This is a genomic window from Acrocarpospora pleiomorpha (genome assembly GCF_009687885.1).
In the GTDB taxonomy this organism is placed as follows: domain Bacteria; phylum Actinomycetota; class Actinomycetes; order Streptosporangiales; family Streptosporangiaceae; genus Acrocarpospora; species Acrocarpospora pleiomorpha.
The window spans coordinates 143,181-157,354 of sequence record NZ_BLAF01000026.1; the positions used below are offsets into that span (position 1 = coordinate 143,181).

The following is a 14,174-nucleotide window of genomic DNA, read 5'->3' on the forward strand; positions in this document are numbered from 1 at the left end:
TACGGCTCGCGTACACGCAAAAGTACGTAGACCCCCGTCACGCCTTAGGGGATCGTGACGGCGTGGAGTTCCGGGTTCTGGGGCCGGTGGAGGCCTGGTTGCACGGGCGTCAGGTGTGCGCGCCCGCGGGGAGACAGCGAGCGCTGCTGGCGGCGCTCGTGCTGCGCCGTGGCCTGGTGGTCCCGGTGGACATGCTGGTGGACGAGGTGTTCGGCGAGGACCCGCCGCGCAGCGCGCGCAACGCGCTGCAGACCTACGTCACCCGGCTGCGGCAGGCGCTCGGCCCGCTCGGCGGGGTGATCGTCACCCGCGCGCCCGGCTACGTCCTGGAGGCGCCCGCCGAGGCGGTGGACGCGGAACGTTTCACCCTGCTCCTCGACCAGGCCCGCCAGTCCCCGCAGGCGCTCACCCTGCTGGATCAGGCGCTCGCGCTCTGGCGCGGTCCGATGGCCGCCGAGCTCGGCCCGGACGCCATCCGCCTCACCGAACTGCGCCTGGCCGCCCGCGAGGACCGCGCCGCCGCGCTGCTGGCGCTGGGCCGGGCCACCGAGGCGGCGGCCGAGCTGGAGGGCCTGGCCGCCGCCGAGCCGTGGCGGGAGCGCACGGTCGCCCTGCTGATGAACGCGCTGGCCGAGTCCGGCCGGGTGCCCGCCGCGCTGGCCGCCTTCGCCCGGCACCGCGACAACCTGCGCGAGGAGCTGGGCCTGGACCCGTCGGCGACGCTCAGGAACCTGCACCAGCGGCTGCTGCGCGGCGAGGCCCGGCCCGTGCCGGTGGCGGTGGCGGTGGCGGTGGCGCCCAAGCCGCCGCCCGGCCTGATCGGGCGGGAGCGGGAGATCGCGGTGGTCGCGACCGCGCTCGCGCAGCGCCCGCTGGTGACCCTGGTCGGTCCCGGCGGGGTCGGCAAGACCCGGCTGGCCCAGCAGGCGGGGGAGCGCCCGACCTGGGTGGATCTGGCGCCGCTGCGCGAGCCGGAGACCGTCGTCGCGGCCATCGCCGAGGCGGCCGGGGTGCGCGCCGAGCCGGGCGTCGAGCCGCTGGGCGCGCTGCGGGAGTGGGCCCGCCGCGCGGACGGGCTGCTCGTGCTGGACAACTGCGAACACCTGCTGCCCGCCGTCGCCGCCGCCGTGACCGCGCTGCTGGCGACCGGCACCCGGCTGCGCGTGCTGGCCACCGGCCGGGAGCCGCTCGGCGTGCCCGGCGAGCTGGTCGTGGACGTGCAACCCCTCACCGTGCCCAACGCGATCGAGCTGTTCATCGCCCGGGTGCCCGTCTCCGGCTTCACCCCCGACGCGGCGCTGCTGGGCTCCATCGCCAGGATCTGCGCCGCCCTGGACGGGCTGCCGCTGGCCATCGAACTGGCCGCCGCCAGGATCGGCTCGCTCACCGTGGACGACCTGGCCGAACGCCTCGACGCGCGGTTCCCGCTGCTGCGCAGGACCGGCGCGGGACGCCACCACGCGCTGGAGGACGTCGTCGACTGGTCCTTCGACATGCTCACCGACGACGAGCAGAGGCTGTTCCTGCGGCTGTCGGTGTTCGCCGCCTCCTTCGACATCAGCACCGCCGAGGCGGTCGTCGCCGACGATGACCTGCCCGCCGAGCGGGTCGCCGACCTGATGGCCCGGCTGGCCGACCGGTCGATGATCACCCGCCCGGGTTCGGCCGGGATCGGGTGTTACCGGCTGCTGGAGACGCTCCGGGTGTACGCGGCCTCCCGGCTGCCCGACGCGGACCGGTTCCGCCGCCGCCACGCCGAGGTGCTCGCCGGCTTCGCCGAGGAAGCCGACCGGGGGCTGTTCGGCCCCGACGAGGTGGCCTGGACGCACCGGGTCGAAAGCCGTCTCGACGACATCCGCGCCGCGTGGGCCTGGTCCAGGGACGCCGACCCCCAGCTCATGATCCGGCTGATCGGGCCGCTGTTCCGGTTCGCCTACTGGCGGCTGCGCGGCGATCTGCTCCGGCTGGCCCGGCCGGGGGCGGCAGCCGGTTCCGGCCAGTGCCTGGCCGCCACCGCGTGGGAGGCCTCCATGGCGGGCCGCCTCGACGAGGCCCTGAAGCTGGCCGCGCGGGCGGTGGAGCTGGCCCCGGACTCCCCGGTGGTGACCGAGATCTTCGGAGACATCGCCATGTTCAACGGCACGCTGGACGACGCGGTCGCCGCCTTCCAGCGGGCCCACGAGAGCCACGAGGAGCCCGCGGCGCAGGCGATCAGCCTCGGCAACCAGGCGCTGGCCTACTCCTACGGCGGCGACGACGCCGAAGCGGCCGCCCATGCCGACAAGGCTTTGGCGCTCGCGCTCGACTCCGGCAACCCGACCGCGATCTGCTTCACCCGCTACGCCCTCGCCGAGGCCCTCGCCGACCTCGACCCGGAGACCGCGCTGGAGCTCTTCGAGGCCGCCCGGGTGACCGCCGACGAGATCGGCAACCGCCTGGTCTCCGGCGTCGTCCGCACCGCGAGCGTGGCCCTGCGCGGCAGGCACGGCCCCGCCGAGCCGGCCCTGCGCCTCTTCCACGAGGTGATCACCCACTGGGTCGCCACCGAGAGCAGATCACTGCTGGTCACCGCGCTGCGCAACCTGGTGCTGCTGCTCGCCAGAACCGCGCGCGACCAGGCCGCCGTAGAGCTGGCCGGCACGCTGGCGGCCACCACCCCGGTCGCCTCGTACGGCATCGAGGCCCGCCGGCTGCACACCGCCCTCACGGCGGCGCGTCACCGGCTGGGCCCCGAGGCGTACGCGGACGCGTGGGCGCAGGGCGCTCGGCGTTCGTTCGAGGAGACCGCGTTGCGTGCGTTGGAGCTGATCCCCGCTTAACCGACGTCGCGGCGGCGGAAGCCGTACAGACCGGCCAGGATCAGGAGCAGCGCGAGGGCGCTGAGGGTGAGCACGGGGGTCGCGCTCAGTGTGCCGCCGGGCAGATGCGGCGTGTGGGTGAACGGGGAGACGTCCAGCACGATCTGGTCGAGCTGGAGGACCGCGCCGATCTGGCCGAGCAGCAGGAAGGCGCCGAGCGCCCCCCAGGCCAGCGCGGACAGCCGGGGCAGCAGTCCGAACAGGGCCACCGTCAGGCCGGTCAGCACGGCCACGGCCGGCAGCTGCACCAAGGCGGCGCCGATCACGCGCGGCAGCTGGCCGCCGACGTCGTCCATGCTGGCGCCGTAGCTGATCCCCAGCGTGACGCCGAGCGCCAGCAGCGCGACCGCGGGCCCGAGGACCGCGAACACCACGTGGCTGAGCGCCCACGGCACCCGCCCGGTCGAGGTGGCCAGCACCGGTTCGGCCCGCAGCGCGCTCTCCTCGGCGCGCATCCGCAGCGCCGCCTGGATGCCGTACGCGGAGACGGCGATGGCCAGGATGCCGAGCAGCCCGGAGACGAACGCGTCGGCCAGCGAGGCAGTGCCGCCGAGCCTGGTCATGATGTCGGCCATATCGGGATTGTCGGCGAAGGCGTCCATGACCGCCGACGCGGTGCCGCCGAGCGCGAGCCCGGCCACCCCCATGCCGACGCTCCAGCCGATCAGCAGCCCGCGCTGCAACCGCCAGGCCAGCGCGAACGGGCTGGCCAGCGTGGTCGACGTGGCCGGTCCGAGCCGGGCGGGGAGCACCCCCGCGCCGACGTCCCGCCCGACCGAGATCCGGTACGCGGCTCCGGCGAGGACCACGAACAACGCCAGCGGGAGCAGCAGCACCCACCACTTGTCGGCGGCGAACGGCTCGCTCTGCTGCCCCCACGCCAGCGGCGACAGCCACGACACCCACGAATCCGCCGGATCCCCGGCCGCCCGGATCAGGAAGGCCACGCCGAGCACGATGATCGCCAGGCCGCGCGCCGGGCCCGCGTTCTCGGTGAGCTGCGCGGTCAGCGCGCCCACCCCGGCGAACGCGATGCCCACGACGGCCATCGAGAGACCGAGCAGCAACGACCCGCCGGCCTCCAGGCCGGAGGAGGTCAGCGTGACCGTGATCAGCAGCGCCAGCAGCAGGTTGGCGGCGGCGGTCACGATCAGCGCGGCCGACAGCGGGGCATGGCGGCCGATCACGGTGGCGGCGATGAGCTCGCGGCGGCCCGCGTCCTCCTCGGTCCTGGTGTGCCGGATCACGGTGAGCAGGCTGATGAGGGCGAGAATCGCGTACACGGTGCCGACTCGCTGCGCGGTGAGCGCGCCGACGGAGTTGCCGAAGAGGGGGCCGAGCAGGGATTCGAAGGAGGGGGTGGCGGCGGTGGTGAGCGCGTACTGCTCGCGGGCCGCGTCGTTGGGGAAGAGCTCGGCGTAGCTGGCCGCGTAACTGGCCGGGAGGGCGCACAGGATGATCACCCAGAGGGGGAGGAGCACCCGGTCCCGGCGCAGGATCAGCCGGATCAGGTGCCAGGTGCCGGTCATGACCGCGCCGCCACTTCGTAGTGCCGCTTGAACAGCTCCTCCAGGGTCGGCGGCTGGCTGACCAGCCCGCGCACCCCGGCGTGCGAGAGGTGCTTGAGCACGGCGTCGAGGTGGTCGGCGTCGACCTGGAAGCGCACCCGGGTCCCGTCCACGTGCAGGTCGTGCACGTCCGGCAGGTCGGTGATGGGGGTGGCCAGCTCGGCGGTGATCGAGGTGCGGCTGAGGTGGCGCAGCTCGGCGAGCGTGCCCGTCTCGACGGTCTGGCCGCTCCTGATGATGCTGACCCGGTCGCAGAGCAGCTCGACCTCGGCCAGGATGTGGCTGGACAGCAGCACGGTGCGGCCGCGCCGCTTCTCCTCCTGGATGCACTCCCGGAAGACCTCTTCCATCAGCGGGTCCAGGCCCGAGGTGGGTTCGTCCAGGATGAGCAGCTCCACGTCGGAGGCGAGGGCGGCGACCAGGCCGACCTTCTGCCGGTTGCCCTTGGAGTAGGCCCGGCCCTTCTTGCGCGGGTCCAGGTCGAAGCGCTCCAGCAGCTCCGCGCGGCGCGTCTTGTTGAGGCCGCCGCGCAGGCGGCCGAGCAGGTCGATGACCTCGCCGCCGGACAGGTTCGGCCAGAGTGTGACATCGCCCGGCACGTAAGCCAGCCGCCGGTGCAGCGTGGTGGCGTCGTTCCAGGGGTCTCCCCCGAGCAGCCGCGCGGAGCCGGCGTCGGCTTTGAGGAGTCCGAGAAGCACGCGGATCGTGGTGGATTTACCTGATCCGTTCGGGCCCAGAAAGCCGTGCACCTCCCCGGTCTCGACCGTCAGGTCCAGTCCGTTCAGCGCGTGTGTCCTGCCGAAACTCTTGTGGAGGCCGGACACCATGATGGCGTTTTCCATGGTTCAGAAGCTACACTGTATTCACAAATTTGTGAAAGATGTAGAGATTTTGAATCGCGTATGGTTTGCGTAGGGAGGCGTATGAGAGACGAAGAAGCGGCCCGCCAGTCGGCGGAACGCATGGCGATGATGTTGGTGGACTGGGGCTTCCCCCGGATGCCCGCCCGGGTCCTGATGGCCGCCATGACGGCCGATGAGGAGCTGCTGACGGCGGCCGACATCGGTGAGCGCCTCGGCGTCAGTCCCGCGGCCGTCTCCGGCGCGGTCCGTTACCTGATCCAGCTGCGCATGCTCATCCGGGAACCGCTGCCGGGGTCGCGGCGGGATGTCTACCGGCTGCCGCCGGACGCCTGGTATGAGATCACGGCCCTCAAGGGCGCGCTCTTCAAGGTCCTGGCCGGCATGTCGGACGAGACGGTTCAGGCCCTCGGCGAACAGACCGCGGGCGGGCGGCGGATGGCCACCATGCGCGACTACTTCCTCTTCGTCGAGGGAGAGATGCCGAAGCTGCTGGAGCGCTGGCGGAAGCACAAGGCCGACAACGGCCTTGACTGACATGTCGTGTTAACCAGATGAATTGGGCCTTGCCTGGTGGCAGGGCCCGGGGCTACGATCACGACAACTTTTAGGAAACTTTCCTAAAAGAAACATCAACTACCGACCTCCCTCTGCGTCCCGTCACCAGACGCGCCCACACGGGCGGCCGCCCGTCCATCGGCCGCTCGGATCCGCATGCCTTCCCATCGACCCCCGCAGAGGTTGTGACATGCAGAGCAGGTTTGTCTGGCGTGTGCCGGCCGCGATCGTCGCCGTCGTGGTCGCCTTCGCCGCCGTCCTCTTCGCCGCCGGCCCCGCGCAGGCCGCCCCCAACACCGCCGTCTTCACCAAGGTCTCCGACTGGGGCACCGGGTGGGAGGGCAAGTTCGTCATCACCAACGGTGGCACCACGCCGATCAACGGCTGGTCGGTCGCCTTCAACCTGCCCACCGGGTCCAACATCGGCTCCTTCTGGGACGCCTCGATGACCCGCAGCGGCCAGCGGTTCACCTTCACCAACGTGGGCTGGAACGGCACCATCCAGCCAGGTGGGACCGCCAGTTTCGGCTTCAACGGCAGTCCTGGCGGCGCGGGTGCGGTGATCAGTAACTGCACCCTCAACGGCGCGGCCTGCGGCGGCGGCACCAACCCGTCGCCGTCGCCGTCGCCATCTCCCTCCCCGCCCGGACCGAACGCCCCCGGCAAGCCCGGCACGCCGTCGGTCACCGGCGTCACCAACACCTCGATCTCGCTGTCCTGGGGCGCCTCCAGCGGCACCGTCACCGGCTACCGCGTCTACGAGGGCACGACCGTCCGCGCCACCGTCACCGGCACCTCGGCCACCGTCAGCGGGCTCGGCGTCTGCACCTCGCACACCTACACCGTGCGGGCCTACAACTCGGTCGGCGAGTCGGTCGCCAGTGACCCGGCCGGCGGCTCCACCACCGGCTGCCCGATCGGCCCGCTGCCCAAGCACTTCCTCACCGGCTACTGGCACAACTTCGTCAACCCGGCCACCGAACTGCGCCTGTCCGCCGTCCCCAACGAGTACGACCTGATCGCGATCGCCTTCGGCGAGGCCACCGCCACCCCGGGCCAGGTCGTCTTCGGCCTCGACCCCGGCCTGTCCAGCGCGCTCGGCGGCTACACCGACGCCCAGTTCCGGGCCGACGTGCAGACCCTGCACTCGCGCGGCAAGAAGGTCATCCTCTCGGTCGGCGGCGAGCTCGGCCGGGTCCAGGTGGCCAGCGCCTCCGCGGCGACCACGTTCGCCAACTCGGTCTTCGCCATCATGCAGAGCTACGGCTTCGACGGCGTCGACATCGACCTGGAGAACGGCCTCAACGCCCAGTGGATGGGCGAGGCGCTCCGCCAGCTGCGTACCAAGGCCGGCTCCGGCCTGATCATCACTATGGCCCCGCAGACGATCGACATGCAGTCCACCGGGATGGAGTACTTCAAGCTCGCCCTGGCCATCAAAGACATCCTCACCGTCGTGCACATGCAGTACTACAACTCCGGTTCGATGCTCGGCTGCGACCAGTCCTTCGCGTACTCGCAGGGCACGGTCAACTTCATGACCGCGCTGGCCTGCATCCAGTTGGAGAACGGCCTGCGGCCCGACCAGGTGGCGCTCGGCCTGCCCGCCGGACCCGGCGCGGCGGGGGGCGGCGTGATCTCTCCGTCGCTGGTCAACCAGGCGCTCACCTGCCTGGCGACCAGGACCAACTGCGGGAGCTTCGTGCCACCGCGGGCGTATCCGGCCATCCGCGGCGCGATGACCTGGTCGATCAACTGGGACGCCAGCAACAACTGGAACTTCTCCAGGACCGTCAAGCCGCACCTCGCGACGCTTCCCTAAGGAATCCTCGATGAACCGCATCCGGATGGCGGTGGCGGCGGCAGCGCTGACCATCGCCGGGGCGGTGCTGGTGGCCCAGCCCGCCCGAGCAGCCAACATCGCGACGAATCCCGGGTTCGAGTCGGGCCTGGCCGGGTGGACGTGCGCCGCCGGGGCCCAGGCCGTGACGACGCCCGTGCACGGCGGAACCAGGGCGCTGGCCGCCACCCCGGCCGGCACCGACGTCGCCCGCTGCCAGCAGACGATCACCGTGCAGCCGAACACCGCCTACTCGCTGTCGGCCTGGGTCCGGGGGAACTTCGTGTTCCTCGGCGCGGTCGGGTTCAGCGAGACCTGGGCCGCGCCCGGCGCGGCGTGGACGCAGCTGACCCGCAGCTTCACCACGGCGCCCGGGCAGACCAGCGTGACGATCTACGTCAACGGCTGGCACGGGCAGGGCACCTACTACGCCGACGACGTCGTTTTCGACGGTCCCGGCACCGTGCCGCCCTCCCCGTCGCCATCCCCGTCCCCCTCGCCGTCACCGTCTCCCTCGCCGTCCCCCAGCCCGCCGCCTCCGGTGGGCAACCGGTGGATGGTCGGCTACCTGCACGCCTCATTCGCCAACGGATCTGGATATATCCGGATGGCGGATGTGCTGAACGAGTGGGACTTCATCAACCTCGCCTTCGGCGAGCCCACCTCGGTCACCTCCGGCGACATCCGGTTCAGCCAGTGCCCGGTCGCCGAATGCCCGAACGTCGAGACCGAAGCCCAGTTCATCGCCGGCATCCGGGCCAAGCAGGCCGCCGGCAAGAAGGTCCTGATCTCCATCGGCGGCCAGAACGGCCAGGTCCAGCTCACCACCACCGCCGCCCGCGACAAGTTCGTGCAGTCGGTCGGCGCGATCATCGACAGGTACGGCCTGGACGGCCTGGACATCGACTTCGAGGGCCACTCCCTCTACCTCAACCAGGGCGACACGAACTTCCGCAACCCGACCACCCCGGTCGTGGTCAACCTGATCTCGGCGCTCCGCTCCCTCAAGACCAGGTACGGCTCCCGCTTCGTGCTCACCATGGCCCCCGAGACGTTCTTCGTCCAGCTCGGCTACCAGTTCTACGGACCCGGCACGGGCGGCGCCGACCCGCGCTCCGCCTCCTACCTGCCGGTCATCCACGCCATGCGCAACGACCTCACCCTGCTGCACGTGCAGGACTACAACTCCGGCCCGATCATGGGCCTGGACAACCAGTACCACACCATGGGCGGTCACGACTTCCACGTCGCGATGACCGACATGCTGCTCGCCGGCTTCCCGGTCCGGGGCAACACCGCCGACGTCTTCCCCGCGCTGCGCCAGGACCAGGTCGCCATCGGCCTGCCCGCGGCGCCGTTCGCCGGCAACGGCTTCACCACCGTGGCCGAGGTGCAGAAGGCGTTCACGTGCCTGGCCAAGGGGACCGGGTGTGGGACCTACCGGCCGCGCGGGGTCTACCCGAACCTGCGGGGCCTGATGACCTGGTCGATCAACTGGGACAAGTACAACGGGTTCGAGTTTTCCCGTAGCCATCGTCCGTACCTCAACGCGCTCTGATTGGGGCAGATCATGAAATTTCGGTTCTTAGCCGGACGGCGAGTGCGAGCGAGCCTCGCGGCGCTCGCGATCGCCTTCACCGGCGCCGTGGCCGTGGCCACGCCCGCGCACGCGGCCCCCAACACGGCCGTCTTCACCAAGGTCTCCGACTGGGGCACCGGGTGGGAGGGCAAGTTCGTCATCACCAACGGTGGCACCACCGCGATCAACGGCTGGTCGGTCGCCTTCAACCTGCCCGCCGGGTCGAACATCGGGTCCTTCTGGGACGCGGCGATGACGCGTAGCGGTCAGCGGTTCACCTTCACCAACGTGGGCTGGAACGGCACCATCAACCCGGGCGGGACCGCGAGCTTCGGCTTCAACGGCAGCCCTGGCGGCGCGGGCGCGGTCATCTCCAACTGCACGCTCAACGGCGCCTCCTGCGCCGGCGGCACCCCGCCGAATCCCGGAACCCCCGGCACGCCGGGCAACCCGTCGGTGACCGGAGCCACCAACACCTCGATCTCGCTCTCCTGGGGCGCGTCCTCCGGCACCGTGACCGGCTACCGCGTGTACGAGGGCACCACCGTGCGGGCCACCGTGACCGGGACCAGCGCCACTCACTCCGGGCTCACCGCGTGCACGTCGCACACCTACACCATCAAGGCGTACAACGGGAACGGTGAGTCGGCGGCCAGCAACCCGGTCACCGGATCCACCACCGGCTGCCCCCCGGCCACCGGCAAGATGCCCGGCGCGCCGTACCTGTTCATGGGCTGGGGCGACCCGCCCGCGCCCGCGACCATCATGAGCACCACCGGCGTGCGCTCCTTCACCATGGCGTTCATCCTGTCCAGCGGCGGCTGCAACCCGGCCTGGGACGGCCAGCGGCCGCTCACCGGCGGCACGGACGCGGCGGCCATCTCGGCGATCAAGGCCGCGGGCGGCAGCGTGCAGATCTCGTTCGGCGGCTGGCAGGGCAACAAGCTCGGCCCCAACTGCGCCACCCCGGCCGCCTTCGCCGGCGCGGTGCAGCAGGTCATCAACGCGGTCGGCCCGGCCGTCGTCGACTTCGACATCGAGAACTTCGACGAGTTCGAGAACTACACCGTGCAGGACCGCATCCTGAACGGCCTCAAGATCGTCAAGCAGAACAACCCGAACGTCAAGGTCGTCGTCACCTTCGGCACCACGACCACCGGACCGAACTCGCACGGCATCCGCCTGATCAACCAGGCCAGGGCGCTGAACGTGCCGATCGACAACTACACGATCATGCCGTTCGACTTCGGCAGCTCCAACATCCAGAACGACACCATCAACGCCTCGGAAGGCCTGAAGAACGCGCTCAAGTCGGCGTGGGGCTGGACCGACGCGCAGGCGTACGCGCACATGGGCATCTCCGGCATGAACGGCCTGTCCGACCAGCAGGAGCTGACCACCACCGCGGCCTGGACCGCGATCAGGGACTGGGCCAAGTCCAAGGGCCTGACCCGCTTCGCGTTCTGGGCGGTCAACCGCGACCGTCCCTGCCCGGGTGGCGGCGTGGTCTCCAACTGCAGCGGCATCGCCCAGACCGCCTGGGACTTCACCCGCATCACCGCCGGTTTCTGACCGGCCCTTAGCTGTACGGCTCACGCCCGCGCCGGGACGCCGGGCGTGAGCCGTACATTCACTGGGAGATTTCGGCGCCCGGGTGGCTGAGCCCCCCGGGCGTCGGGCAGTCTTAGGGCCGTCATGGACTACGCAATCCCCACGGGCCTCGTTCTCGTCACCGGTGTCGTGCTCGCCATCCTCGCGCAGCGGAGGGGGTGGAATCCCTCCCTGGCCGTCGCCCTGAGCGTCGGCCTCGCGGTCCGCGTGCTGATCATGCTGCTCTCGGCCGCGGATCACTGGCAGCCGATCGACTACGTCAACAGCTTCCGCCCGGCCGGCGAGGCCATCCTCAACGGCGGCAACCCGGTCAACAGCGGCTGGCACTTCCTGCCCACCATTCCGTACGTGTACGGACTGCTGCTGTGGCTCGGCATCCCCTGGGAGATCGCCGGGCGACTGGTCACCGTGGTCGCCGACCTGATCCTCATCCCGCTGGTCGGACGGCTGGCGGGCGGGGCGAAGGCCAACCTGCGCGCGTTCCAGTACGCGTGCAATCCGCTGGCCATCCTGGTCGCGTCCGTGCACGGGCAGGTCGAGCCGGTGTCGCTGGTGTTCGCGGTCGCGGCCTATGTCGTGGCGCGCGGGCCGGGGGAGTGGACCAGGGGCGAGCCCCTGCTCGACCGGCCGTCCCGCATGTGGCGGAGCTTCCTCACCGACCGGCTGGCCACCCGGCGGGCGTTCTACGCGGGCCTGCTGATGGGCCTGGGGCTGTGCGCCAAGAGCTGGCCCGCCATCCTGATTCCGGGCCTGCTCATGTTCCTGCCCGGGGTGCGCTCGCGGATCGTGGCCATGGTCGGCGTCGCCGTGCCGCCGGTGCTCTTCCTGCTCACCATGCCGCTCGGCGGCTGGGTGCGCTGGGATCAGCTGGCCGAGGTGCTCAAGACGATCAGCCTGCGGCCCAGCGACGTGCGCCCGATCACCGGCGACTGGGGCTGGACCGCGGTGTCCAGCGGTGGCGAATGGGACCTGAGCTCCTGGAAGCTGAAGGTCGGGCAGTATCTGATCTACGCCGTCGCGGCGTTCTGCCTGTACTGGTGGCGCAAGGCCGACCCGATCGACGTCACCATCGCCATCCTGCTCGGGTTCATGATCGTCACACCGCGGCTCGGCGCGCAGTACCTGCTGTGGTTCATGCCGTTCCTGGTCGCCCGGCCGACCCGGTTCGCGTGGCCGGCTATCATCGGGTGCTCGCTCTGGGCGGCCACCGGATATCTGGTGCTGACCCAGTTCTGCTGCGAGCAGTGGGGCGCCCTGCACGCGCCCTGGGCGGTGAGCTCGGTGCTGGTCTTCCCGCTGATCATCGCCGCGATGCCGTGGAACCGCCGCGACGCCGCGCCGGTTGAGCCGGTGGTCGCGCCTCAGTTGAGGATGAGCCGGACCAAGTGACCGTGGCTTCGGAAGCCGGGCGGGTCGCCGTCCAGCACGCCGGTGACGCAGTCGAAGACGCCTGGTTCGCTTTGCCGTACGAAGAAGACGGGCTCGGCGATCGCGGACAGCAGGCGGATCGCGGCCCGGTGCACCTCGATGCCCTCGATGTCCGTGGACGGGGTGAGCGTTACCTCGTAGACGCCGTCGTCGAGCAGCTGCTCGGTGGTGAGCGTCCAGTCCTCGCCACACGCGCGGCGCAGGTGCGGAAGCAGGCGGACCTCGGGCTCCTCGGTGACCCAGCCGTCCCGCTTCATCGTGTCCAGCAGGCTCTGGACCTGCGGATCCATGGCGGAGCCGTCCGCGATCCCGGTCTGCCGCTCGTCGATGTCCCAACGCCGCGTGGTCATGAGGCTGACCTTACGTCGCGGTCGGTTCCGTGGCGGGCAGCTCTCCCGAAATCAGGGCGGCCGCCATCGAACCGTTAGGATCGCTGTCGATCAAGATGGCCCGGGCGAGCAGGCTGAGCGGAATCGCCAGCAACGCCCCGAGCGGCCCCAGCACGAACGCCCACACGATCAGTGACAGGAATGTCGCCGTCGTGGACAGCCCCACCGCGTCGCCGAGGAACTTCGGCTGGATGAACGACTGGATCACCACATTGATCACGATGTACGCGATGATCACGAAGAGCATGGTCTGGAAGCCGCCACTCAGCAGGCCGAGCAGCGCGGGCGGAACAAGCCCCAGAACGAACCCGATGTTCGGGATGTAGTTCGTGATCAGCGCGAGAATTCCCCACAGCAGGGGAAGCGGCACGCTCAGGATGTACAGCGCGATCACATCCAGGACCGCGCAGATCAGACCGAAGATCGTCGACACGATCAGGTAGCGGCGGGTCCGGTCGGTGAACGTGGTGAGCGCCTTGTACATCGCGGGGCGCCGGCCCTCGGAGGCCTTCATGATCTTGCTGTAGATCGGCGCGTCCAGGCTCATGGCCAGCAGGAGCACCACGATGAGGAACACGCTCGACAACACGCCGAGCAGCCCGGACAGCACGCTCTGCGCCACGCCGATGAGGTTGGCCGGATTGAAGGAGGAGATCGCCTTGTTGATCTGCTCACTTCCCATGCCGAGACCCGCCGCCCAGCGCTGAGCCTCGGTCACGAGCTCGCTGAACTTATCGGCATACTCCGGCGCGAGCAGGGCCAGCTGCGCCGCCGCGAGGGTGAGGATCGCCACCATGCCCAGCAGCACGAGCAGCACGACCGCCAGCGGAATCGCCACCAGCACCCAGGTCGGCGCCTTCCGGCGGCCCAGCCAGTCGCGCAGCGGCGACACCGCGATCACGAGCACCAGGGCCAGCACCACCGGCCCGAGAATCGACCCGACCGCTTGGATCCCGGCGAGCGTGATCACCGCTCCAGCGGCACAGAGCAGGACAATCAGCGCACGCGGCACCCGTAATTCGTTCACGATCCGTTTCTACCCCCTAGGCCTGCAAAGATCCGGTGTTCTGGGCGGTACGGCCGTGGTTTGGGGCACGGGGGGCCGGAGTTGATGTTAACCTTGAGGAGTCGGTGCGGCCCTGGTGTGGCCGTCGACATCTCTCTCACAAACCTTGTCTGGGTGTCGATTCGCTTGATGTCCGGAGAGCTGGTAAGTTAGAGGGGTTGCCCCGGATTCGGGGCAGTCCGAAGTCCCGCAAGATGATCAGATCAGTGTCAAGTCGGTTGATTTGACAGAGATCGGGAAGCTTGCGAAGATCGTGACACAGCGTGAACGACACCTCCGGTTGAGAATCCTTCGATTCGAAGGCTGGATGTTCGTGTGCGTTTCTTGAGAACTCAACAGTGTGCTAAAAGCCAGTGCATGATGCACAACCCCGTCATGTTTTGACGGATTCCTTTGGTTGAACATTATGTTTCAGCC

Annotated in this window: 10 protein-coding genes; 6 read left to right on the plus strand and 4 right to left on the minus strand. The window is 70.1% G+C overall.

Annotated elements, in window-relative coordinates:
* Positions 1-62: 62 nt before the first annotated feature.
* Positions 63-2,819, plus strand: coding sequence for an AfsR/SARP family transcriptional regulator (locus Aple_RS23630; RefSeq protein WP_155346849.1), 2,757 nt, complete (start codon positions 63-65; stop codon positions 2,817-2,819).
* Here Aple_RS23630 and Aple_RS23635 read toward each other — a convergent pair.
* Entirely contained in the window at positions 2,816-4,387 is a 1,572-nt protein-coding gene (locus tag Aple_RS23635) for an ABC transporter permease (protein WP_155346850.1), read from the minus strand. The genes Aple_RS23630 and Aple_RS23635 overlap by 4 nt on opposite strands.
* Positions 4,384-5,268, minus strand: a complete 885-nt coding sequence (locus Aple_RS23640; RefSeq protein WP_155346851.1) for an ABC transporter ATP-binding protein — start codon at positions 5,266-5,268, stop codon at positions 4,384-4,386. Before Aple_RS23640 ends, Aple_RS23635 begins: the two co-directional genes overlap by 4 nt.
* Before the next feature lie 81 nt (positions 5,269-5,349).
* Here Aple_RS23640 and Aple_RS23645 point away from each other — a divergent pair, with 81 nt between their 5' ends.
* The 5 genes from Aple_RS23645 to Aple_RS23665 all read left to right on the plus strand — a co-directional run bounded on the left by Aple_RS23645 (position 5,350) and on the right by Aple_RS23665 (position 12,263).
* Positions 5,350-5,823, plus strand: coding sequence for a GbsR/MarR family transcriptional regulator (locus tag Aple_RS23645; RefSeq protein ID WP_218038485.1), 474 nt, complete (start codon positions 5,350-5,352; stop codon positions 5,821-5,823).
* Positions 5,824-6,034: 211 nt separating this feature from the next.
* Positions 6,035-7,666, plus strand: a complete 1,632-nt coding sequence (locus Aple_RS23650; protein WP_155346853.1) for a chitinase — start codon at positions 6,035-6,037, stop codon at positions 7,664-7,666.
* 10 nt (positions 7,667-7,676) lie between these two features.
* A complete protein-coding gene (locus Aple_RS23655) occupies positions 7,677-9,242 on the plus strand; it encodes a chitinase (protein WP_155346854.1) in 1,566 nt (521 codons plus the stop codon).
* 12 nt (positions 9,243-9,254) lie between these two features.
* Positions 9,255-10,835 (plus strand): cellulose binding domain-containing protein, encoded by a 1,581-nt coding sequence (locus Aple_RS23660; RefSeq protein ID WP_155346855.1) that lies wholly within the window; start codon positions 9,255-9,257, stop codon positions 10,833-10,835.
* A 123-nt stretch (positions 10,836-10,958) separates the two neighbouring features.
* Positions 10,959-12,263: a putative hexosyltransferase gene (locus tag Aple_RS23665; RefSeq protein WP_155346856.1), complete on the plus strand. Its 1,305-nt coding sequence runs from the start codon at positions 10,959-10,961 to the stop codon at positions 12,261-12,263.
* Here the strand turns inward: Aple_RS23665 and Aple_RS23670 are convergent.
* Positions 12,236-12,652 carry a hypothetical protein gene (locus Aple_RS23670; protein ID WP_155346857.1) on the minus strand — a complete coding sequence of 139 codons (417 nt, stop codon included), beginning with the start codon at positions 12,650-12,652 and terminating at the stop codon, positions 12,236-12,238. The genes Aple_RS23665 and Aple_RS23670 overlap by 28 nt on opposite strands.
* A 10-nt stretch (positions 12,653-12,662) precedes the next feature.
* Positions 12,663-13,718: an AI-2E family transporter gene (locus tag Aple_RS23675; protein ID WP_246264728.1), complete on the minus strand. Its 1,056-nt coding sequence runs from the start codon at positions 13,716-13,718 to the stop codon at positions 12,663-12,665.
* Positions 13,719-14,174: the final 456 nt, after the last annotated feature.